At 38.0% G+C, this 23464-nt stretch carries 18 protein-coding genes; 8 read left to right on the top strand and 10 right to left on the bottom strand.

The window, feature by feature from the left end:
- Nucleotides 1-285: 285 nt before the first annotated feature.
- From KKG99_13885 to KKG99_13860, 6 genes are all read left to right on the top strand, one after another.
- Nucleotides 286-1332, top strand: a complete 1047-nt coding sequence (locus KKG99_13885) for a hypothetical protein (GenBank protein ID MBU1014085.1) — start codon at nt 286-288, stop codon at nt 1330-1332.
- Between the two features lie 512 nt (nt 1333-1844).
- On the top strand, nt 1845-2396 hold the full coding sequence (locus KKG99_13880; protein ID MBU1014084.1) for a hypothetical protein: 552 nt from the start codon (nt 1845-1847) through the stop codon (nt 2394-2396).
- A gap of 573 nt (nt 2397-2969) precedes the next feature.
- A complete protein-coding gene (locus KKG99_13875) occupies nt 2970-4457 on the top strand; it encodes a glycoside hydrolase (GenBank protein MBU1014083.1) in 1488 nt (495 codons plus the stop codon).
- Nucleotides 4458-4483: 26 nt separating this feature from the next.
- Nucleotides 4484-7366, top strand: coding sequence for a glycoside hydrolase family 2 (locus tag KKG99_13870; GenBank protein ID MBU1014082.1), 2883 nt, complete (start codon nt 4484-4486; stop codon nt 7364-7366).
- A 58-nt stretch (nt 7367-7424) separates the two neighbouring features.
- Nucleotides 7425-7757 (top strand): hypothetical protein, encoded by a 333-nt coding sequence (locus KKG99_13865; GenBank protein MBU1014081.1) that lies wholly within the window; start codon nt 7425-7427, stop codon nt 7755-7757.
- A 53-nt stretch (nt 7758-7810) separates the two neighbouring features.
- Complete coding sequence (locus tag KKG99_13860; protein ID MBU1014080.1) at nt 7811-8155, top strand: TfoX/Sxy family protein; 345 nt, start codon at nt 7811-7813, stop codon at nt 8153-8155.
- 39 nt (nt 8156-8194) lie between these two features.
- On the opposite strand, the gene KKG99_13855 is transcribed toward KKG99_13860, so the two are convergent.
- From KKG99_13855 to KKG99_13815, 9 genes are all read right to left on the bottom strand, one after another.
- The gene (locus tag KKG99_13855; protein ID MBU1014079.1) at nt 8195-8695 is read right to left on the bottom strand and encodes a hypothetical protein; all 501 of its coding nucleotides are present in this window, start codon (nt 8693-8695) and stop codon (nt 8195-8197) included.
- A 19-nt stretch (nt 8696-8714) separates the two neighbouring features.
- The gene (locus KKG99_13850) at nt 8715-10307 is read right to left on the bottom strand and encodes a C69 family dipeptidase (protein ID MBU1014078.1); all 1593 of its coding nucleotides are present in this window, start codon (nt 10305-10307) and stop codon (nt 8715-8717) included.
- Between the two features lie 42 nt (nt 10308-10349).
- Nucleotides 10350-10721 carry a VOC family protein gene (locus tag KKG99_13845; protein MBU1014077.1) on the bottom strand — a complete coding sequence of 124 codons (372 nt, stop codon included), beginning with the start codon at nt 10719-10721 and terminating at the stop codon, nt 10350-10352.
- A gap of 9 nt (nt 10722-10730) precedes the next feature.
- Nucleotides 10731-12119, bottom strand: coding sequence for a Gfo/Idh/MocA family oxidoreductase (locus KKG99_13840; GenBank protein ID MBU1014076.1), 1389 nt, complete (start codon nt 12117-12119; stop codon nt 10731-10733).
- Nucleotides 12120-12165: 46 nt separating this feature from the next.
- Complete coding sequence (locus tag KKG99_13835; protein ID MBU1014075.1) at nt 12166-13161, bottom strand: DUF1028 domain-containing protein; 996 nt, start codon at nt 13159-13161, stop codon at nt 12166-12168.
- A gap of 180 nt (nt 13162-13341) precedes the next feature.
- Nucleotides 13342-14664 (bottom strand): MFS transporter, encoded by a 1323-nt coding sequence (locus tag KKG99_13830; GenBank protein MBU1014074.1) that lies wholly within the window; start codon nt 14662-14664, stop codon nt 13342-13344.
- 239 nt (nt 14665-14903) lie between these two features.
- Complete coding sequence (locus KKG99_13825; protein ID MBU1014073.1) at nt 14904-16559, bottom strand: M28 family peptidase; 1656 nt, start codon at nt 16557-16559, stop codon at nt 14904-14906.
- Between the two features lie 251 nt (nt 16560-16810).
- The gene (locus tag KKG99_13820; protein ID MBU1014072.1) at nt 16811-18625 is read right to left on the bottom strand and encodes an aldehyde ferredoxin oxidoreductase family protein; all 1815 of its coding nucleotides are present in this window, start codon (nt 18623-18625) and stop codon (nt 16811-16813) included.
- Complete coding sequence (locus KKG99_13815) at nt 18618-19295, bottom strand: 4Fe-4S dicluster domain-containing protein (GenBank protein MBU1014071.1); 678 nt, start codon at nt 19293-19295, stop codon at nt 18618-18620. Before KKG99_13815 ends, KKG99_13820 begins: the two co-directional genes overlap by 8 nt.
- A gap of 607 nt (nt 19296-19902) precedes the next feature.
- Between KKG99_13815 and KKG99_13810 the strand changes: the two genes are divergently transcribed.
- Both KKG99_13810 and KKG99_13805 read left to right on the top strand, forming a co-directional pair.
- Complete coding sequence (locus KKG99_13810; protein ID MBU1014070.1) at nt 19903-20199, top strand: hypothetical protein; 297 nt, start codon at nt 19903-19905, stop codon at nt 20197-20199.
- Nucleotides 20200-20338: 139 nt separating this feature from the next.
- On the top strand, nt 20339-20917 hold the full coding sequence (locus tag KKG99_13805; GenBank protein ID MBU1014069.1) for a VTT domain-containing protein: 579 nt from the start codon (nt 20339-20341) through the stop codon (nt 20915-20917).
- 413 nt (nt 20918-21330) lie between these two features.
- Here KKG99_13805 and KKG99_13800 read toward each other — a convergent pair whose 3' ends face one another.
- Nucleotides 21331-23244 carry a DEAD/DEAH box helicase gene (locus tag KKG99_13800; protein ID MBU1014068.1) on the bottom strand — a complete coding sequence of 638 codons (1914 nt, stop codon included), beginning with the start codon at nt 23242-23244 and terminating at the stop codon, nt 21331-21333.
- Nucleotides 23245-23464 lie beyond the last annotated feature (220 nt).

The following is a 23464-nucleotide window of genomic DNA, read 5'->3' as shown; positions in this document are numbered from 1 at the left end:
TGTGCCTAACAACGGCTATAAAACATGGCAAATTCTTACTCGGCAGAAACGTGGGCAATTCGTTCACACTTCACTTTCCGGCGGAAAGTAAAGCGCTCCGAAATTTTGCCACGTTTCATAGCCTAAACCGTTATGGGCAAGTTTTAAAAAATTCAACCTTTAAGAAAGGTTGACACACTAAAATATGAGAAACATTTCTTTAATGATTTGGAGTCCAGAGACCAATTACAAAACGGGGCGAAACCGAAAAGCCATAAGAGTAGGAAGAATTAATACTTAAATCATATGAAAAATCAAAAAATGTATCTGATTCAATTGGTTACTCTTATAATATTTTTATTCTTGGGTAGTTGCAATAATGATAAGCTTTCAAATTCTAAGGCAAAAAAATTACTTAAGAATGAATATACAAGATATGCTACTTCAACTATCCAGCTAAATGATTTTAGTCTAAGCCCGTCTGTTCCAAATGAGTTGAAACTTCTTTCTGCAAGAGGATTAGCAACATATAATTATATACCTCCGGGAACAAGAGGTTACGGGTGCTACGGACAATTAACCGAATTTGGAAGTCAATACCAAATAGGAAAAATAAATAATCAATTTATCATAATGGCAATTGCAAAAGTAGATTTTGACAAAATATTAGGAATAAAAGAAATTCCCATGCTAAATACTGCTGAAGTTGAATATTCTGAAAAAATTATTGAAATAACTCCCGCAGGTGAAATTTATTATGATATAAGCATTGGAAAAACCAATAATGTAACAGCAACATTTGTCAAATACAACGATGGCTGGCGATTAGAACAAATGTCAACTAATGCAAAGAAAGCAGCAATATCAGAGAATATACAACAATCTAATCAAAAAAAAGGTCAATCATTAACCGACTCAAAAGGTTTAACTGAAACAAATTTAATCCCTTTCAGACCTAATAGAATTAAAAATTTTGAATCATTCGATTTAAATAAATTAGTTGGTTCTTGGATATCAATCACAGATAATTCAACGTTAAAAATTTCTCAAAATAATGGCGAATATACAATTGAAGGTGATTACTTCCCTGGTGTATTAAGAGATGGAGATAAAGCAACTTTAAGTTTAAATAATTCAAGTGACGGTTTATCTCTCAGCCTTATGTATATATTTTCCTCTAAATTGGGAGGTGGAGGTTCGGGTATTGCTATTAATTATTACCAAGAAGATGACCATTTAGTTATTGGAACACCTCCCAACAAATTAATTGATAAAAATGGAAAAATTTGGACTGAAGGTAGTACCATATCAACCGCAGGAATTTATGGGAAGGAATTTAAACGCATAAAATAATCAAATGCTTTATTTTATTAAAATATCCTTGAAATATTAAAAACCAGCCCATAACAACGGCTCATAAAACATGGCGGGTTTTTACTCGGCTGAAACGTGGGATCTTCCTTCTAGCTTCTCGTCCTGCCGGACTGCGAAGCTCGCGGAAAATCCGCCACGTTTCATAGCCAAACCGGCATCGTATGTCCACCAAACATAAGTCTTGGTGCAGAAACAAATTGCAGCATGGGTGAGCCGCACTGTCGCTTGGGCAGAAAGGCAAATGCACGCCAGATAAAAATAACACAAGTCTTAATTTATTTTACACTTCTCTCGTTTCTGATTTTGACTTCTCTCATTTATAATTTAGAGAAGTCTCATTCCCCCGCTCGGCAGCATTTAAACTTCAGAACCGTCGTGTTAGCATTCCCAAGAGACCCTAATAGTTTAAAAGTTGATAAATTATGAATCCTGCAAGCAACCAATGATGAGGGTTTAGCATCTATTAGTGATATGTATAAACACTTAAAATTATGAGATTAGTAAAAACGATATTGCTATTTGCAATTGCATTGATTTTTATAGTATCCTGTGAGAAAAATAAGGATGCTATTTCATTGACAAATATTTATTTACCTCTTGAGATTGGTAATTACTGGCAACTCGATTATTTAACAAAAAAGGAAGTCGTTGGGACAAAAAATATTGGGGACAAAATTTATTATTCGATTCAATACCAGGATGACACATCCTATTATCGGATTGAGAATGATAAAGTTTATGTGATTGAATATGAAGATAATGAATCGGTAAAATTTAACTTATCTGCAAATATTAACGATACCTGGAATTATAATTCCTATAAGGTTAAATTAGTTAGTAAAACTGATACCATTATTGTTAATGATACAAAGTTCATTAACTGTTTTCAATTTTTTTATGATGTTCCGGGATTGGTTGATGAAGAACATAGTATTTGGTTGGCGCCGAATGTTGGATTTGTTCAGGAACAATGTGGGGAATGTTTGCATCAGATAAAGAAGCTTGATAAAGCGAAAATTAATGGTCAGGAAATGGATTATTAAATAAATACTGTTACCAATTATACGCAATCTGGCAAATGGCGGGACGAGCAGGTTATTCATTGGCGCAGCCCAGTTAGGCGGAATATAAAAGAGTAAGCTAAGCGTCATTTGTAATGGCGCTTTCTTAATTATTGAACCTGCCTGCAGCAGGCAAGTTTTTAATTCAATATTGTAATAGGTAGGAGTGGATATTTTAAATGGTTGAAGCGGAATTACAAATTCCGCTTCACGTGTTTTAAATATAAAGAAAAAAAGCGTAGGCCAGAAAAAACGGCGGGCGAGTGTTGGGTATGTGTGTAGGGAGCATCGTTTTTTCATGTTTTTGGTTTGGCTTTGATACTGAGCATTTAGTCGAAGTATTGAAAAAGAACAGTAAAAAAAATAATCCAGCCCCTGCAGGGAAATCCTTTTAGCACTATAGAGAAGTCTTATTCCCCCACTCGGTGGCCACGAAAATTCGGGACCATCGACCCACAAAAGTTTGTTTTGAAAACCCATTAATATTTTCTAAATTTAGTTGCCCCAAACAAGGCGTTTCATCCAACTTATTGAATTTTTAATCAAGCGAAAATTATGGAAAAATTTAAAACATCAAAATTCGTCCTGATAGCGATGCTGCTATCCATTTCTGTGTTTCTGCAGGCACAGGACTATAAAGCTTCACTTTTTGGGATCGAGTCGAACGGAACCACCCTGAACACAAACTCAATTCAGGCCGCAATTGACTATATCCATCATAAAGGAGGGGGGCGATTAATGTTGTATGTCGGCAGATATCTTACCGGTACCATTCATCTAAAATCGAATGTAACCCTTCATCTTGAAGAGGGTGCAATCCTTGTAGGTTCGACTAATCCGTTCGATTATGAAAAAATAGGATCGTGGCAGGCACTTATCTTTGCTCATGATCAGGAAAATATTGCGATTACAGGAAAAGGGGTGATCGATGGACAGGGATACAAGGTGGCAAACAATATCCTTGCGATGGTGCATAAAGGAATTATTAAAGATCCTCAGAATTTGATTTACGATCGGCCCAGAGAAAGCATCCGTCCACAAAATATTTACTTCAAAGGATGCAAAAACGTGACGATTCAGGGAATCATTCTCAAAGATCCGGGTTGCTGGAATCAACAATACGACCAATGTAAAAATCTGCTCATCGATGGAATTACAGTCGATAGTAAATCATACTGGAACAATGATGGGGTGGATATCGTCGATTGCGATAGTGTCATCGTCAGAAACAGTTACTTTGATGCTGCCGACGACGGCATTTGCCTTAAATCGCACAGTGCCGATTTTGTGTGTCAAAATGTATATATCTACAATAATGTAGTGCGTACCAGTGCCAATGGGATCAAATTTGGCACCGCCTCAAGAGGTGGTTTTAAAAATATTAAAATCATCAATAATTTAGTTTATGACACTTATAGGTCAGCGATTACATTTGCGGCGGTAGATGGGGGTTTTGTTGAAGATATTGTAGTCGACAGCTTAAGATCGATCAATACCGGTAATGTCATTTTTCTTCGCATAGGGGAGCGGGTTGCCGGAAAGAAAGGGAGAATGAACAATATCAGCATCTCAAATGTATATGCAACTGTTCCCGCAACCAAAGCCGATGCAGGATACAGTTATGAAGGCCCGGTTGAAGATCTTCCCAGAAATATTTCACCTGCCTCCATCGTAGGGGCTGAGGATGTGAATATTACAAATGTCACTTTACGGAACATTGAGATTCATTATCCTGGCGGAAGTGATCCTAATTATGCAAAACTGGGTCTGGACGAATTGGATAAAGTACCCGAGATGGCTGCAAGTTATCCTGAATTTTCGATGTTTAAAGAGCTTCCTGCATGGGGATTCTACATCAGGCATGCCGATCATATCATATTCGATCATGTTACGCTCGTTGCGGATAAAGCTGAATACAGAACAGCCATTGTACTCGATGATGTACAGGATGCTACATTTACCTCACTTAAAGTTACGGAACCCGGAAAGAAAAAAGATCCGGTTTATTCCTATAATTCAACAAAAGTGAATATTAGCAAGTAGTCAAAACGGGCTTAAACTTCCCATTCATGAAGCGGAGAAAATTTATCGTTCAGAGTGCTTTATATATAGGTGGAGCATTGGTTGCTAACAGATTGCCTGTTTTTGCAAGTACACCATTTATTGAAAAAAGCCAGGATGATCAGGTTGATTTGTACGAACTCTTCAAAAATCCGGGTTCACAATACCAGCCTTTCGTACGATGGTGGTGGAATGGAAATAAAATAGAAAAAAATGAGCTGATCAGGGAATTACACCTGTTAAAAGAAGCCGGAATTGGCGGTGTTGAGATAAATCCGATAGCGTTTCAATCGCGCATAGAAGGTGACGATCTGGGGATTCCCTCCCTTACCTGGTTAAGCGACGAATGGATTGAAATGTTACAGGTAACTTTTGACGAGGCCAAACATTTGGGAATGACCTGCGATCTGATTGTTGGATCAGGCTGGCCTTTCGGAGCTGAAACACTCAGTCTGGATGAGCGTGCAGAAGTTGTGATCATTCATGCTGAAAATATTGAAGGTCCTGCTCATTACGAAATTTTACGATCCGATATTTTCAAAAAGGTTGATCCCGGTGTAACCGTGCCCTGTCATGAGCGTACTTTTGAAATTCTTTCGCTCAAGATGGTTCCTGATCCTATGAGTGCTCTGGATCAGATAATTGAACTTTCGCACAAGCGAAATGATGAACACATCCGTGTTGAGGTACCGGCAGGCAAACATGTATTTTATGCGCTTGTAAAAGTCAGCTCCTTCGCAAGTGTCATCAATGGAGCGCCGGGTGCTGCGGGTCCGATACTTAATCACATGGATAAGACGGCAGTGAGAAAGTACCTCGACCACATGTCGGATACCATTCAGGAAAAAACAGGTCCGCTTTCAAATCACCTCCGTGCATTTTTTACCGATTCAATGGAACTGGAAGGGTGCAACTGGACTTCCGACTTCGCAGCTGAATTTGCAAAACGCCGTGGGTATGATATTATGGACTGGCTTCCTTTTATCATGTTTAAAGTTGGCAGGTTGGGCGCAGTGATTGATGAGAAATATGGTGCGGCTAAAACATCAGATTTTACCGGGAAAATTTACCGTGTCCGTTTTGACTTTGAACTGACAAAAGCAGAACTGCTTGATGAACGATTTACACAAACCTACCTCGAATGGTGCAGGGAACAAAATGTTAAATCAAGGGCTCAGGCTTATGGCCGGGGCTTTTTTCCTCTCGAAACCAGCATTGATTACGATATTCCCGAAGGGGAGTCCTGGACCACAAACTGGCTTAAGCACCGTGTGGGCGAAGAAATGCCCGACGATGATTACCGTCGGGGAAGGGCCTATACGATGATTAATAAATATATTTCATCAGCCGCTCACCTGAAAGGAACCAGAGTGGTTAGCTGCGAAGAGATGACGAATACATATCTGGTGTTCAATACCTCACTGGAGCGATTAAAAACGGGTTCCGATCAAAGTATAATGTCAGGTATTACCCACTCCCTTTGGCACGGATTTAACTATTCGCCACCGGAAGCACCTTACCCCGGATGGATTCAATACGGTTCCTATTATAATGAAAAAAATAACTGGTGGCCTTACTTTAAGTATCTGAACAGTTATAAAGCAAGGATATCTGCACTTTTGCAAAATACGGATATGTACACCGATATCGCCATTCTTCCTGCCAATTATGATTTATGGGGTGAAAAAGGTGTGCAAACCGATCCATTTCCTGAAAGACTCAACATCCCTTATACCTCGCTGCTTTGGGAATCTATAAATAAAAACGGTGGGGCTGCGGATTATACCTCGGAGATCATCATTAATAAATCAACTTTAGAAGATGGGAAGCTCTGCTTTGGCCCTAAAAAATTCGGAACCCTTATTCTTGCAGAAATTTCAGGTATGAATCCCGAAACGCTTGCTAAGTTGTACGACTTTGTCGCAGAGGGTGGCAGGATTTTTTGTATCGGAAAATTTCCTGAAAAATCACTGGGATTAAGCAATTATAGAAAACGTGACAGGGAAGTTTTGGATTGGGTTGAAAAGTTAAAAGCTTTCTCCGACAGGTTTATTCTGCTGAAGAAGCCTGAAGATAATAGGTTCCTGGAATGGTATCGTGAAGCAATGATCAAATATACCATTCCGCATTATCTGAAAATTGAAAAACCGGATCGGTTTTTAATGCAGAATCGTTACCGGAGTGATGATGGCAAGGAAATCTTCTTCTTTGCAAACAGTCATGTGCAAAATGCGCAGCATACAAGTATTATATTTTCAAAAGAAATTACCGGTCATCGGCACGGATGGGTGTGGGACCCTGAAAGTGGCGAGCGTTATCGCATAAAAATCGGTAAGGATGGAAAATTTGAACTAAATCTTGGGCCTGCTGAATCGATCATCATCGTATTTGACAAGGAAAACAGGGGAGATGATTGGTGTCAGAAGCCAGTATCTGGCAAAACCCAGAAAGAGGTTACAGGTGCCTGGGAGCTTGAATTTATTCATTGTCGTGGAGAATTCGTTGACCCTACCAGACTGGAATTACTCAAAGATCTGAAGGAAATACCGGAATACGCCCATTTTTCAGGAACTGTAGTGTACAGGAAACAGATTGAGATTGATCAGACCATTCCTGACTATATAAATATTGGAGTAGCTTATGGAGTTACAGAATTAAAGGTGAATGGACAAAGTTGCGGTATACGATGGTATGGAAACCGTATTTATCCGATTAAAAGTTTTTTAAAAACGGGAATAAACGACTTTGAAATTAAAGTAATTATAGAGATGGGTAATTATATGAAATCTTTGACCGATAATCCGATTGCACAGTATTGGACCAACCTTGCCCGAAAAAATCAGCCACTCAACCCAATGGGATTGATCGGCCCCGTAACTTTATATTCGTAAATGAATAATTTTGCTTGTTTTCAGGCAATAGTATAATCCTAAAATACGTGCCAATCAGATGAATAAATTAGTTCTCATTAAATCAATCCATACCTTAATCTGGATTTTTTTTGTTACGGTTATATTTTATGTTTTTTATAGTGGTTTTTTCAATGAAATAAACCTTCTGACATGGATTGCCATAATCTCGGTTTTTCTGGAAGCTTTGGTACTTCTAATTTTTAAAATGTCGTGCCCGCTTACGGTAGTTGCCCGGAAATATTCTGATTCCCAAAAGGCCAATTTTGATATTTACCTTCCCAATTGGCTGGCGCGATATAATAAAGAAATTTTTACCACTATTTTTATGATTGGATTGTTGATGGTTTTGTTTCATACCTTTTTTAATTAAGGTAACACTTTCTTTATTTAAAAATCTTCAATAAAAAATTTAAAATAAATGATATGGCATCAGATCAAAATTTTGTAGACTTTGTTTTGGATCAGATAGAAAATGCAGGTGAAGTCACTGCTAAAAAAATGTTCGGAGAATATGGAGTTTATTCTGATGGGAAGATTTTTGCACTTATCTGCGACAATCAACTATTTATAAAACCAACTGAAGCCGGAAGCGCATTTATTGGGAATGTTGTTGAGGCACCACCGTATACCGGAGCAAAATTGAGTTTCTTAATCGAAGATAAAATTGAGGATCGTGAATGGCTAAGCGAATTAGTCAGGATTACCGTGAAAGAACTTCCTGAGCCTAAACCAAAAAAGAAGAAAAAGAAAACTTCCGGGAATAACTGATTTAAATAATTACCCGAGCAGGTTGAGCACGAATATCGATTAAGGTGATAACCTCTTAAAATGAAAAGAAATTTCGGTGTTTTCATCAGAAATGATGGCAATTAACTCTTCCCTTAGCAATGTATATTTAATTTTCTTTGGGAATTCGTTTTCATCGTTTTCACAAACAAAGCTATTTTCAGAAATGGTGCTTAGTTCGAATAGGGTAGGGCTATCATTCACTCCCGAAACTTCATAAATCCATTTCTTATCCATTTTTACGAGTCTGATTTCTTCTTTAAAAATGGTATCCAAAGATTGAAGCGTAAATCCCATTCCAATGTATTCTGTATTTGAAGCCTTTGTCCATCTTTCATGCGTAATCTTCGGTTCCATTTCGTTGGTTCGGATCCAGTTCCCGATCAGCCAGTCAAAATTATTCAGGCTTTCGGCGTCATTATTGGTTTGTGTGGAACTATTTATACATGATAGCATGGTTGCAACCGCAACCATGCATGCATAATGAAGAATATTATTTTTAAGAAATTTAAGAAAACCCATCGACCTATTATTTTTTTTACTAAAACCGCTGGGTATATTTGGTCCAGAGTGCTTCGTAAAGGTGCCAATACTTGCCCACAGCATCATTGGCCATATCGTTTGAATACCTGGTTAAAAAGTCTTTTGCTGCTTTCGGATTTTTCTTATAAAGGGCCAGTGCTTCCGCTTCAACATTTGCCTGATTTGTAAACGCTTTATCCTCTATTTCATTCCAAACCTGGCTAATATCCACGATCATATCCTGCCATCTGAACAAAGCTAATTGAGCAACGACCCGATAAGCCCACCATGCCGATTCCTTATTAAACTTTGTTCTGGCATCGATCATATAAGATTCTGGCATGGTCGTGTTCCCGATATAAAAGGGAGTATGCGGGGTGGCTGCAGGATTGTCATAACCGAACCATACAACGCCCCCAATATCATTGGGTAACCAGCTTCTTGATTGGGTGACCTGAACATAAGTCGCACGAATGCAGGCAATGGTCCGTTCGTTTTGGATATTTAAGAGTTGCTTAAGTTCAGTGGTTAAAAAGGGGTTTGCAATAGGGCTCTTTACTGATTTTCCCTCTTTATCAACCATTAGCATGGTTCGGCTCATATCATAAGGGGTATCCTGATAGTAGTCGCGAAACATATTTACCACATCCTGTGCTGAATATTTCTTTTCCGGTTTAACCGAAAGGGGATAGTTTTCAGCATTTGCATCGAGTTTGAGTGAAGGAGCAACAAGGCTGAGTACCCTCCATTCCCGGCGGCGACATCCCATACTGTTTCTATTTGCGTAAGCATAGCAGAATTCGAATGGCTGTCCGTTTTCAGGATTCCATAATCCAAGTTCCACGGCTGTGGAAAAAACATTATCACTTGCCATATAATTATCAGGATCGTTGAGGTTAAGTGTTCGGATTCGGCTTGCGTTTGCATTTACACTGATGTGATCGTCAGGAATTCGAACAGCGGCCCAAACTGCCCCAACTTTGTCTTTACCGGGGCCGATTATCTCAAAATACCAAACTTCGTTTGGATCGGCAAAAGTAAAACATTCGCCAACGTCGTTATAACCATACTTTTTGGTGAGTTCATCTATGATAAGAATGGCTTCACGCGCAGTTTTAGCCCTTTCAAGTGCCAAACGATACAATTCGGGGCAATCAATTTTACCGGAATCGCTTTGCATCATTCTGTTTCCTCCAAAGGTAGATTCGCCAATTGCCAACTGATGTTCATTCATAATCGGGTAAGCTGCATTAAAATATGCATAAGTTTCGTTAACCTGTGGAATTTCAACGCTGACTTTTCTATCCAATTGATCAGGCATTGTTGTAAGTTTAGGGTCAACATAAACCTTGGTCAAGGCCCCTTTTTTATGTTTCATATTCGGGACGATGTTTACCCAGGTCCTGTCAGTTCTGCTGTCGCAGGTATGAGAAGTGATGGTCGATCCATCGGCTGAAGCAAGTTTGCCAACCAGAATTGAGGTACAATTATCGGTCTCTTTCCCAAATTCGGGTTCGATTGTTTGGGCATAGCCGAAATTTAAGAAGGTTAACGTTAAAAGAGAAGCAGTTGCTAATCTTAAGATGGGTTTCAGTTTAAATAGAGTAGTCATAAAGTATTTGTTTATTATGATTTGTAATGGTTAAACAGGTCGTTAAATCTGCTTCCCTAAATTAAATTCAGGATTATAAATGAGTCCAATAATATTTCCCCAAGGATCTTTTAATGTAGCAACCATCAATTCTCCACCCACATTGGTCGGTATTTCATGAGATACCGCTCCCAATTCCATCAATCGGTTAAATTCCTTTTCTATTTCATCAACTCCCCAATAGGCCAGAACACTATCGTTCTTTTCGGTCGTTGGTTTCTCTTCAGGTAAAAGTCCGAGTTCATAGCCACCAATATTAAACCCGACATAAAATGGCTCATCAAAGTATGGCATAGTTTCAAAAGCTTTTGAATACCATTGTTTGGCCTTATTTAGGTCGCCAACTTTATAAATTACGGTTCTTAATCCCAGCATATTAAATATTTAATTTTTATAATAGGTCACCGTATTCACTTTTTTCCAGGCCCCTCTTGTAAAATCAGGAATTTTAATAGGCATGCTCTGATTTTCAACCGATACTTTTGAAAGTTCAATAATAGACGACCATTCAGCTGCATCGTAAACATCCTGATCAAGCGGAAGTCCATTTTTTAAACAATAAATTAAACGATAATCCATAATAAAATCCATACCTCCATGGCCACCAACTTCTTTTGCTTTTTCCTGAATATCAGCCACAATCGGGTGTGTATATACTTTTAAAAGAGAATCCAGTTTATCCGGAGGCAAGAAAGCATGTGCATTGGGTTCTAATGCTATTCCTTTAACCGGATATTTTTGAGCGAAACCTTTGGTTCCGCTAACTGTATGTAAACGACTATAGGGTCTCGGGCTGGTTACATCATGTTGCAACATAATGGTTTTTCCTTTGGCAGTTTTGATAAGAGAAGTGTTGATATCACCTTTTTTATAAGTCCTTTTTGCATAATCCGAATCTTCGCCAAATTTTTCTTTAGCATAAATACTCATGCCAAATTGGTTGCTCGACATGGAAACGATGTGATTCATTTTATCTCCACGGTGAATATTCATGATATGACTGATCGGACCCAATCCATGGGTAGGGTAAGTGTTGCCATCAGTTTTTTCCAGATGTTTCAAGCGCCACATATCCCAGTAACCGGTGCTGTCGTCAAAATTCAACCAACGTAAGTCGTGAATATAAGCCCCTTCGCTATGGACCACTTCGCCGAATAAACCTTGTTGCGCCATATTAAGGGTAGCAATTTCGAAAAAGTCGTAATTGCAATTTTCAAGCTGCATGCAGTGTTTACGGGTTCTTTCAGCAGTTTCAACCAGTTTCCAGCAATCTTCGATGGTAAGTGCCGCCGGAACTTCAGTTGCCACATGCTTGCCGTGTTCCATGGCATAAACGGCAATGGGAGTATGTAAATCCCAATGCGTACAAACATAAATCAAATCAATATCGTCCCTTTCACAAATCTTTTTCCAATCTTCAGCTCCGGTATATCCATCAGCTTCCGGCCAACCTTTATCCCTTAAAGTTTGTTGGCTTCTTTCAACATTTTCAGGTACAACATCACACAGAGCCACTATTTTTACATGATCGAGATAGGTAAATCGTTTTACAGATCCTGAACCCCTCATTCCTAATCCGATAAACGCGATACGAACCGTATCAATCGGATCGCATTTAAGTTCAATAACATCTGTTTGCCCGGCTGGTCTGGCTGGCTCAGGGAACAATTCTCTGGCTTCAAATAAGTCATTACTTTTTTTATCGGTTTGATAATTACAGGAAACTGATAAGAAGGTGATAATGGTAATTAATGTGATTAATGTCGTTTTCATTATTTAATGGTTTGTTTGATAATCAGGTTGTCTTTTTTAAAATTTACTATAAATCTATGATTTTTTTTAAGTCACTTTCAGATAAATTCAATAAACCTGCTTTCGGCAGTCTTTTGGTCATTTCCCTCCAGTTTTTATCTTTAGCGAATATTTCTTTGAAAATTGGAAGTGCCTTATCGAGTTGATTGTTATTGGCCATGGCAATGGCTTTCCAGTATTTCATTTCAAGGTTTTCAGGGAACATTTTTTCGGCAGCCTCATATTCTGTAAGCGCCGTTTTCATGTCGTTTAATTCTATCGCCAAATCGCCTCGGTTCATGTGTTCATAAGCCCTGTGTACCCTTAAAAGGCGCTCAAGTTCGATCAATGGAGTTTCGTGGTCGTCCACACGTAGATCAATTTTTTTATCAAGCCAGGGTTTATCGGTTTTTTCTCCATTTACTACCAAGATCACTGCCGATTGTTTTCCCCTGATATCGCCTCCCGCATCTTGCGCAGCCTGTAGCACTTTCAATACCCTTTCGGCAAGTGGCAAATCATTATTTTTTTCGAAAGCTTTAGCCATTGCCGGTACGATCTTATCGTTCAGCATCATGTTGGCTTGAACTGAAAAATTGGTTCCAACGATATGATGTGCAGATTCGACACATTTTTTTCCGGTAAAAGCATTTACAACCCCTTTTGCATCAAGTAAGGCCACTTGCCGGAATTCTCTTCCTACGTCCCCTGCAATCAATGTAACCAGGGCATCTTTCGCATTTTTTCCTTCTTCCATCAATTTTAAGCCTTCAGGTCCAAAAGCCGGGTTGACGAATGATTGAGTTGCTACAACACCCACCCCTGATTTGCCCCAGGATACCAAAGTGCCAACCGAAAACCAATGACTCTGGACCCCAACAGCCATCTCACCGGTTGTTTTATCACGTGCCACTATCGAAAAAGTATGGGCGAATTTTTCTTTATAAACATTTTGAGCAACTCCTAGATGTGGAAGGAGTATGGCTGAATGAATAACTAAAATTTTTAAGTATGAAGTTTTCATGATAACTAAATTTAATAATGGCTTCTAATTTATTATAAAGTTATTATACCTGTGTGACTGCAAGAGTTTTTTACCCAAAGTTAGGAATTGTTTTAAATTGGGATATTAAATCATAACTTAAATCTTAGAGATTGTTTTATGAAAGATTGATTTATTCGATGCAAGGTAAAATAGTTCATCTTATTTTTCTTCCGGAATATTTGATCCAACCACCGATTGAACTCCCAATGACCCTTCAGGGATAATACCAAGATTGATATAAATCGGACTCACAACCGCTTTAAGTTCAGGGAGTTTGCGGGCAAAAATATAAGCTCCGATAATACAAGAAATACCTCCGATTACCAAAGTAGCCGGAGCACCGATACTGTCTGCTAAGCTACCGGCTAAAAAGCTACCGAAGGGAGCAGTTCCCATAAATGCCATCGCATAAAAACTGAGTACCCTGCCTCGTTTATCATCGTCAACAATCGTTTGTAAAATGGTATTGCTTGAGGCCATTTGAAGCATCATGCCCAATCCAATGACCACCATCAAAACTGCGGATAGAAGGAAATAGGTCGATAAAGCAAATAAAATGAGTCCCAAACCGAAAATTGCAGCAGCGATAGGTATGATTTTGTCAAGTCCCAATACATTTTTACGGGAAGCCAGATAAAGTGCTCCTGTTAATGCACCTAAGCCTGAAGCTCCCATTAAAAATCCAAAAGTGTGTGATCCACCATTAAGTATGGTTTTAGCAAAAACAGGCATGAGCACTGTATAAGGCATTCCCATCAATCCAACCAGTGCAATCAGCAGTATAATATATTTAATGGGGGCAAACCCAAAAGTGTAGGCAAATCCTTCCTTAAATTGTTTAAGGACCCGTTTATTCTCATACTCTACTTTTCTGGGAGCTACCTTCATCATCAGCAGTGATGCAATCACAAAAATATAACTGAAAGCGTTCAGGAAAAAGCAAATACCTTCGCCGGCAAAGGCGATTAAAATACCTGCTATAGACGGACCCAATAAACGTGCACCATTAAACATCGATGAATTGAGGGCAATTGCATTTCCCAGGTCTTCTTTTTTTTCGATCATCTCAATAACAAACGACTGCCTGGATGGAATATCGAATGCATTGATAATTCCAAGAAATATACTGAGAACAACAATGTGCCAAACCTCGATGCTTCCTGAAATGTAAAGAATAGCCAAAATTAACGCCTGAATCATGGCCGCAATTTGAGTGATGATCAGAATATGATAGCGGTTCCACCGATCCGTCAGAACCCCTGCGAATGGTGCAATTAAAAAAGTAGGAATTTGTCCGGCAAATCCAACCAGACCAAGCATAAATGCCGATCCTGTCAATTCATAAACCAGCCAGGGAGTAGTGATCCGTTGTATCCAAGTTCCGATAAGCGAGATGCTTTGCCCATAAAAAAATAGCCGGTAATTTCGGTATCGGAGTGAACGAAATGTAGTTTTAATCCCATTTAGTTTATCGGAAAGCATAATCATTATTCTTTGATTCTTTTTTCCCAATCGGGCAAACAGAAACACAAATGCCACAGATTCGTTGGTCGACACCGAGCAGCTGTTTCGCTAGTTTGACACATTACTTTTTGCACTTCCGTGCATCGAAAAATTCATCTTTAGGATGTAAATTATTTCTGAGTAATTCGATTATCATACACTTTAAATTAAATATCTTTCAGCACTGATTTTAACAGTTCTAAATCAGATATTTAAAATTATTTTTTCATCATTTTATCCCGAAGGGATTTAAAAGGAGAAGCAGCATTCCATTCAGGAAATTCATTGGTCATACTCAAGTTATAACCAACTTCAAAATATACTTTAACATCTTCGATCATGCCATTAAAATTCCATATTTCCGGTTCATAGTTATCGGATGGTTTATGATAATTGGCCATCAGCCATTTTCTTGATTCCTCGAGTCCCCATTCTTTTCCATGTTCAACATCATCAACTCCTTTTGAAAGGTATAAAGAAGGTACGCCCACTTTCGCAAAACTGAAGTGATCGGAACGGAAATAACTTCCTTGTTCGGGTTTGGGGTCAGGAGTAGCATAGCGTTGATTTTTTTCTAAAACTGCGACTGCATAATCATCAAGTTTTGAGTTACCCATACCCACAATGGTCATATCTTTGGTTCTTCCTAAAATATTGAGCGCATCTATATTGATTATGGCTGCTGTTTTATTTAAGGGATAGAGTGGATTTTCAGCATAAAATTTACTGCCTAGCAGTCCTTGTTCCTCGCAGGTAACTGCCAGAAAAAGAATGGATCGGTTCTGGACATCAGAAAGTTTTGTAAAGGCTTCAGCAATGCTTAGTAAAGAAGCCGTTCCTGTTGCGTTATCAACAGCACCATTTAATATAGAATCACCTTCAAAATCGGGGTTTACCCCAAAATGATCCCAATGAGCGGTGTAAATAATATATTCATCGCTTTGCTTATTTCCGGGCCAGATTGCAGCCACATTGTTTGATTTTGTATATTCTACCTTATTTTTGAAACTAACTGATGCATTCAAATTCATTTTGATTGGTCTGAATCCGGGCTTTGCAGCAGAGGCAATCATTTGATTATAATCCATGCCTGCAGATTCGAATAGTTTTTGTGCATTTTCTGTGGTTATCCAGCTTTGTAATTGAAGATCAGATTTGGAAAGATCGTTGCCTTCAAGATATAATTGGGACCCCGACCAACTATTTTGCACTACGGCCCAAGGATAGGCAGCTGCCCCCGTTTCGTGAATAATGATGGCAGCACTTGCTCCCTGACGGGCAGCTTCATCAAATTTATAGGTCCAGCGACCATAGATTGTCATTGATTTGCCATCAAACAGATTGTTATCTTCAGTTGCATATCCTGGATCATTAACAAGCATCAGCACTGTTTTTCCTTTTACATCAAGTCCTTCATAATCGTTCCAGTTGTTTTCAGGTGCATTGATCCCATAACCAACAAAAATGATTTCAGAATTGTCGAGTTGAACAAATTCACTTATTTGAGGAGTTCCACCGATAAAATCATCTGAAAATGTCAGGTTCATATTTTGCTTTCCTCCACTTATATCAAGGGTCATGGGCGAATTAGCAGTGATTTTTATTAGCGGAACTTCCTGGAAATAACTGTTGCCATTGGCTGGTTTTAATCCAATTTTTTTAAATTCTTCAGCCATATAATTAATGGTTTTTTCTTCTCCAATGCTTGCAGGTGCCCTACCCATAAAGTCGTCAGAAGCGAGAGTGGCAATATGATTCTTCATGTCATCTATGGTGATACTTGCAAGAGAATTTTCGATTCCCTTTTTTTCACTACTACAGCCTGCAATAACAAAAATGATCATTAAAATGAACGCATAATTTTTTTTAGACATAATGATTCCTCCGGAATAATAGATTAATATAAAATATAGAGATATAAAGATATGACTTTTTTAAGAATAGAATATTTATTAGACCTTAGTTTAGACTTAACTCTATATCGGATATATGTTCTATGCTTTTTATCCGATAAGTTGTCAAATAACTTTATGTCTTGATTACTCTTTTAAAAAAAAGTTAATTATTCCTGCTAATAAAGGAGATAAGTTATTTGTCAGGTTAAATTTATTTCAGGAACTTTTATTTAGCTCTGAAGTGTAAACTCCAATCCTAACTGCGATAGTTTTTCGGTTTTTGGTTTGCTGGTTTTAATATCCCATCCACGTTCGGCATAATAAGCTTCAATCCATTTGGTAAAATCCTCGTGGGTAGCTAATTTGCCTTCACCTTTACCATAAGTATGCGCATCTTTGAAAAATCGTTCGGGTAAGTGATCATCCTTATCATCAAAGCCTTCGCGTAAATTAAACATCTTTTCAAGGTTAAATATCCTTTCCCCAATAAGATTAAACTCATCATCACTCTGTTCGGCACCGGTTATGGCTTCTATAAACTTGCGATAAGAGATATCGCCTTTATACCAGCTTCCGGCAAAACTGCATGCACCTAATGAATCGCGCAAGGCATTCGTATTTTGTCGACTCGGGCTAGAACTATTTAAATGACACGCTCCACGATTTGCAGTTCCGTAGGTTATCATCATGCTACTGGCATTGGTGTTTACGTTCCATGCAGCCAACTCATGACCCTTTACGTGAATCGCAAATTCTTCGGAACCTTGTCCGATACGTTTGGCTAATGCTTTTACTCCCATAGCCGCCCATTTGCCAACACCATCTCTATTCACTATTTTGTGGATCATCTCAATGGAGGCATCCACATTGCCCCAGGTCAAATCCACTCCATCTAAAAAGTCAAGATCGATCAGGCCTTTTTCCCTGCATTCCATTAAAAATCCTAGTACGCAACCTGCGGTAATAATATCGATTCCATAATCATCACAGATAAAAATCATCTTATTAAGTCCTTCTAAATCTGAAATCAATAAATTGGCACCAAGCATGGTTCCGGTTTCATATTCCGGACCATCATGCACAATACCTCCATAAGCTCCTTTGGCAAAACCACTTTTTTTACATGCCAACTGACAGGAGAAACATGCAAAATCACGTTTCCATATTTGAGTACGGGCGGCCTTGGTATTGATCTTTTCAATTTCTTTAAAGGTACCTTCGCGATAATTTTTTACTGCCATGGTGCCATTATTACTAGAGCTTTCAAGTGCATCTGCTGTTCCACCAGCACGCCATCTGTTTACTCCATTTTCATCCTCACGAAAAGCAGTCCTGGTTTTTTCAAGCAGATCGAGGTACATTTTATGTTTGGCAAGATTTGGCTGTTGGGTTCCTTTGACAAGGATGGCTTTCAGGTTTTTTGAACCCATAACGGCTCCGACGCCTCCGCGTCCTGCTGCACGGGCTGCCGTATTTAACACACTGGCATATGGAACCAGATTTTCTCCACCCTGACCGATATAACATGACTGGTAATTTTTACCATACTCTTCAATCAGGGTTTTATCCAGGCTATCAGTCCCCATACCCCAATATGATTCAGCACTTTTAATCTGAACCTTATCATCTTCAATCAAGATAAAAACAGGGGAATTTGCTTTTCCCGTCACTACAATTCCGTCGTAACCTGCAAACTTCACTTCGGGGCCGAAGAAACCTCCCATATTTGCATATGAAATCGTAGAAGAATGTTTGTGTTTTTTATTGATGGGCGAAGTTCGTGGCGATTTTGTGACAATGGTTGTACGCGATGAAGAGGGGATAGGCAATCCACTAAATGGCCCCGGCATAAACATGATGATGTTTTCAGGTGATAAAGGATCAAGTCCGGGTTTTTTGATTCGATCCCAAAGAATTTTCATTCCTAAACCACGTCCACCCAAATAATTTTTCAGATCGTTTTTACTAATTTGGGTTTTATCTATTTTATTGGTGCTTAGATTTATATCCAGAATTACACCGTATTGTCCAAAAATCTTATCCATGTATAACCTCCTGAGCAGTATAATAACGTTTAAATAATTCTTCGGCAATTTGGGTTGGTGACATACCGAAGTAAGTTTTTTCTATATCAACTTCTTGAAATGATAGTGCACCGTATGGGCAGTATTTTGCACATTGAGGATCGCCCCCGCAGTGATCGCAAATATGCTCAGGATGATTCGTAAGTGCATTCATCTTTATAACTCCTGTCCGCTGATTTTTACAAGTGTCAGCACAAGTTCCACAGCTTATGCATATTTCATGATTTGTGCGAATTGCCTGTGTTATTTTATCCCGATATATGGCTTTATTTCCATTAATATTAGGGGTTGATGGACAATTCTCAACGCATGGTGAATCAGGGCAATTAGCACAAACACTTGGGATGTCCATATCCGGATTGTAATGATACACCTGAATATTTGCCAGTTTTGGGTTTCCCAGTCCGTTTATCATTTCTCCGTCAATTTCGACAGGATGATGAAAAGCGGAGCAAACTGTTTCACATGTTTGACATCCTGCACATTTGTCAAAATCAACGATAATGGCTTTCAAGATACCATTTTTAGCTTCGTTGGCGAAGAGAAAATGATACTGTCCGAGAATGACGACTCCACCACCTCCAATGGCGAGATTTTTTAAAAAATCTCTTCTACTATTAATAGCTTCCATGAATATAAAATTTAGCTATATAAAGGTAACTGATTATATTCAAAAAAGAAGAAGAAGGAACTTAATTTGTAATGATTATAAATTGATAATGAATACGTTATGTATTAAAATACATATCGTAATTTATAGATGGTAGTCGGTTTCTATGGAATTGAAATACAATCGCTCAATATCCGACAACGATATTTCAACACTTTTCTTAAGACTTAAAGCGATAGGTGGATATCTAAGGTTCTTAAAAGAATATAACGAATGATCAAAATATGAATCAAGATAACAACTAAAACTAGTCCAGTAATTTTAGTTTTTTGGGCATTAAAGAAGATGTTGGTTTTCACATTGGATATTTAAATCATGTGACCTAATTATAATGCAATAAATAGGGTGCCCTAAAAAGTAAAGAAATTATTATAGCAGTATTACATCTCTTGAAATTGGGTTTGAATTATCACTGTCAAATTTAAGCAATTTCAGTAAACACCATTCATTATAACTATTTAGTGATGATTTTCTGAGTATAAGTTGGCAAAAATAATAGTTTTTTTATAACAATAATTAACATTTTATTTTCATTAAGTCGTAAATGTTGTATTACTTTTACGGCAAGATGAAAATTCATAAAATATTATTGTTTAAGATCGTTTTTTTAATGCTGATTTATTTCAGTACTGCTGCATTTATCAGCCATCACACAGCATTGTCATTTATAGAAGTGATGGAGACTACGGATAATCCGGATCCAGGGTTTAAATCCGATATCGATAATGAAAATGATGATCAAATAAATAATAATTCAGGAATTTGCCCTTTTACAGAATTAATGTATCAGTCATATATCACAAAGAGATTTATAATAATTCATCATTCTTCAGGCATAGTTTGGCAACCGCCAAAATTTAGTTAAAATTCTGTACTTTTTTAGTGTTATCTGCACAGATTTAAATCCATGCATTACTTAACAAGTTTAAATTCTTATCTATTATTCTATTTAATCAATATTATTTTTAACAGCTTATTATAAAATGACTAAATATCAAAAAGCGATGGCCTTGCATCGATATTACCGAATAACACTATTTTATAAATTTTTAAAAGATACTGCGTATAAGTCGGGTTTGATTGTTCTCATATTTGTTGGGGTTATCATAGCACTTGAATATTTTTTTATCGATATTCAGGTATTACTAAATACATTGGTATCAAACTATACCCCTCAAATAATTTTTACGGTTTTTCTATTTTCTGAGAGTCTTTTAGGATTGTTGCCTCCTGAAATTTTTATTGCTTGGAGTTCTAAGTCGGCTACACCATGGTTGTTTATATTCATTTTGGCAACTATTTCATATCTATCCGGAATCATCTCTTATTTTATAGGAAAATATCTATATCTAATTCCTTCGGTTAAAAATTATACCGAGCAGAAGATCGAGAAACATATTATTAAAATTAGAAAATGGGGTGGCTTTTTTATTGTAATCGGAGCAATTACGCCTATTCCACATTCATTGGTGAGCATGGCAAGTGGTCTGATAAACTACAGTTTTAAGAGTTATTTGGGATGGGCATTATTCAGATTTATTCGTTTTATAGCTTATGCCTTAATTATTTTTAAAATCCTGTAAGGGCAAAAAAGATCTAAATCAGAGATAAATATTCATAAAAAGAAAGGGATCTGTCAAAAGTTGATTGCAACTCTAAAAAATTATCTTTAGCAATAATAAAATGAATAGGATAATTGACATGGTAATTCCGGTGATCTTATTTTTTTGAGAATTGAAGAAAATGTTTGTTTTCATGTTTGATATTCATGTATAACCCAAATATAATGTAAAAAACAAAAATAGGCTAAACTTTTTTAAAGTTTAGCCTATTTTAAAAACCTATCATTCTTCGAAAAAAAACGGATTCGACGTTTTATTTTCGAATTTTAATCCTCCTTCGCGTTCGCTACGGCGGAAGAGAAGTTTGGTTGAATTCCTCGGGGTTCTACTCCGAAAGCAAGGGTTCAGGGTTCTGCCCTGAGGGTTAATACCATTTATTCTTCACTGCGTTTTCTTTTACGTTTGCTTGGATCGAGTTCTTCAGCTTCTTCAACATTTACAGGACGGCCATTATATCTGCTGTTTTGAAAAGAATTTAATATTTTTGTTTTTGCCTTTTCTTCTACTTCAAAAAATGAAAAGCTATCTTTGATGTCGATGGCACCTACTTTAATATCACGATCCTTAGTATTCTCATTAATTAAGCCGATGATATTTTTAGGATCTATCCCATCTTTTCGTCCGATATTAATGAAGAATCGGGAATAGCCACCTTTGCTTTTGCTTTTGAATCGATCGCGACTTCCACCTTCATCCCTTTTATCTCGACTGTCTCTTCGATCACTACCAATTCTTCTTTCTGCACCTTTTCTTCTTTCAATGCTTGATCTTCTTTCAGTACCTTCTTTCCGCTCACGAAATGACCTTCTTTCTCCACCTTCTCTTCTCTCACCGGTTGATCTTCTTTCTCCTCCTTCTCTTCTTTCACTGCCTGATCTACGTTCGCCCCTGTCTCTTCGCTCTCCACCTGATCTTCTCTCACCACCATCCCTGCTGCCTCGGCTCTCACTTCTGCTATTTTCTTTCTCGTTCAAATCGGGTGCATTTTTATAGTATTCGAGGAAACGGGTAAATTCAAGTGAAACAAATCGTTGAACAATCTGCTCTTTACTTAACCATTCCAGTTTTTTATTAATGGTTTCCATGAATGGGGCAATTTGTACCTCGTCCACTTCCACATTTTCCATCTTGTCAATTAATTTAAAGAGTTGCTTGTTGCAAATTTCAGGGCCGCTGGGTACCGGCAATCTTTCAAATTTCTTTTGAATTAGTTTTTCGATGTGAGGAATTTTATGTATTTCACGGTAATTGACAATGGCAATTGAGACTCCTGATTTACCTGCACGTCCTGTTCGTCCACTTCTGTGAGTGTATATTTCGTTTTCTTCGGGTAAATTATAATTCAATACATGGGTAATATCATTAACATCTATTCCACGGGCAGCAACATCGGTTGCAACCAGCATTTGTAAGGTTCGTTCCCTGAAACGTCCCATGACCTGATCGCGCTGAGCTTGAGAAAGATCACCATGCAGCGCATCGGCATTATAACCGTCTTTAATCAATTTTTCGGCAACTTCCTTGGTTTCCATTCGGGTTCGGCAAAAAACCAATCCATAAATATCAGGATTGATATCTGCAATACGTTTTAGGGCCAGATAACGATTACGCGCGTGTACCTGGTAATATACGTGACGTACATTATCGGCGCCTGCATTTTGTTTTCCAACGGTTATCTGTATTGGTTCGTTCATGTAGTTTTTAGCGATACGGGCAACTTCATTGGGCATGGTTGCCGAAAACAGCAAGGTTCTTTTTGTTTTAGGTGTATTTTCCAGAATTCCATCTAATTCGTCACGAAAACCCATGTTCAGCATTTCGTCGGCTTCGTCGAGCACAACAATTTTTATATTGGTGAGATTAGCAGCTTTACGATTAATTAAATCAAGCATACGACCCGGAGTAGCAACAACTATCTGAGCACCTCTTTTAAGTGCCCTAACCTGCAGATCAATACTTGCACCGCCATAAACAGGTACAATTTCTATTTCGGGTAAGAATTTTGAATAATTTTCCAGATCTTTTGAAATTTGGATACAAAGCTCGCGTGTAGGAGCTAAAATTAAGGACTGCACCGATTTGTTTTTTAAGTCAATCTCTTCGATGATAGGCAGTCCGAATGCGGCAGTTTTCCCCGTGCCGGTTTGAGCAAGTCCTACTATATCGTTATCGGTTTCGAAAACGATAGGTATTATTTTTTCCTGAATTGGGGTTGGATTCGTAAATCCGAGGGCGTCGATGCCCTTGAGTAAATTGGGCGACAATCCCAATTCGTTAAATGTCAGCATATTATTATTTTAAATTTTGAGCTGCAAAAGTACACAAAATTAATGACTTGGGAGAGGATAAATTAATAATGGTCAAATGGATGTGATTACAGGGTGACACCCTTCAGGGTGTCACCCTGTCTTGTCCTAAAATAGGTTTACACAAAAAGTAAACTTATGACAGGATTTATAATGTATGAAGAAAGTTTTAAATTAAGAGTTGTACGAGAAGTATTATCTG

This window comes from Bacteroidota bacterium, from assembly GCA_018816945.1.
In the GTDB taxonomy this organism is placed as follows: Bacteria; Bacteroidota; Bacteroidia; order Bacteroidales.
The sequence above is the reverse complement of the archived record's forward strand: the minus strand, read 5'-3'. Positions and strand labels throughout refer to the sequence as shown.

Bases quoted from the DNA above. Each gene is read 5' to 3' on its own strand.
- KKG99_13800 (MBU1014068.1), bottom strand. From the start codon at position 23,244: ATGCTGACATTTAACGAATTGGGATTGTCGCCCAATTTACTCAAGGGC.
- KKG99_13830 (MBU1014074.1), bottom strand. From the start codon at position 14,664: ATGCTTTCCGATAAACTAAATGGGATTAAAACTACATTTCGTTCACTC.
- KKG99_13810 (MBU1014070.1), top strand. From the start codon at position 19,903: ATGAAAATTCATAAAATATTATTGTTTAAGATCGTTTTTTTAATGCTG.
- KKG99_13815 (MBU1014071.1), bottom strand. From the start codon at position 19,295: ATGGAAGCTATTAATAGTAGAAGAGATTTTTTAAAAAATCTCGCCATT.
- KKG99_13825 (MBU1014073.1), bottom strand. From the start codon at position 16,559: ATGTCTAAAAAAAATTATGCGTTCATTTTAATGATCATTTTTGTTATT.
- KKG99_13835 (MBU1014075.1), bottom strand. From the start codon at position 13,161: ATGAAAACTTCATACTTAAAAATTTTAGTTATTCATTCAGCCATACTC.
- KKG99_13875 (MBU1014083.1), top strand. From the start codon at position 2,970: ATGGAAAAATTTAAAACATCAAAATTCGTCCTGATAGCGATGCTGCTA.
- KKG99_13820 (MBU1014072.1), bottom strand. From the start codon at position 18,625: ATGGATAAGATTTTTGGACAATACGGTGTAATTCTGGATATAAATCTA.
- KKG99_13850 (MBU1014078.1), bottom strand. From the start codon at position 10,307: ATGACTACTCTATTTAAACTGAAACCCATCTTAAGATTAGCAACTGCT.
- KKG99_13885 (MBU1014085.1), top strand. From the start codon at position 286: ATGAAAAATCAAAAAATGTATCTGATTCAATTGGTTACTCTTATAATA.
- KKG99_13805 (MBU1014069.1), top strand. From the start codon at position 20,339: ATGGCCTTGCATCGATATTACCGAATAACACTATTTTATAAATTTTTA.
- KKG99_13880 (MBU1014084.1), top strand. From the start codon at position 1,845: ATGAGATTAGTAAAAACGATATTGCTATTTGCAATTGCATTGATTTTT.
- KKG99_13855 (MBU1014079.1), bottom strand. From the start codon at position 8,695: ATGGGTTTTCTTAAATTTCTTAAAAATAATATTCTTCATTATGCATGC.
- KKG99_13845 (MBU1014077.1), bottom strand. From the start codon at position 10,721: ATGCTGGGATTAAGAACCGTAATTTATAAAGTTGGCGACCTAAATAAG.
- KKG99_13840 (MBU1014076.1), bottom strand. From the start codon at position 12,119: ATGAAAACGACATTAATCACATTAATTACCATTATCACCTTCTTATCA.
- KKG99_13865 (MBU1014081.1), top strand. From the start codon at position 7,425: ATGAATAAATTAGTTCTCATTAAATCAATCCATACCTTAATCTGGATT.
- KKG99_13870 (MBU1014082.1), top strand. From the start codon at position 4,484: ATGAAGCGGAGAAAATTTATCGTTCAGAGTGCTTTATATATAGGTGGA.
- KKG99_13860 (MBU1014080.1), top strand. From the start codon at position 7,811: ATGGCATCAGATCAAAATTTTGTAGACTTTGTTTTGGATCAGATAGAA.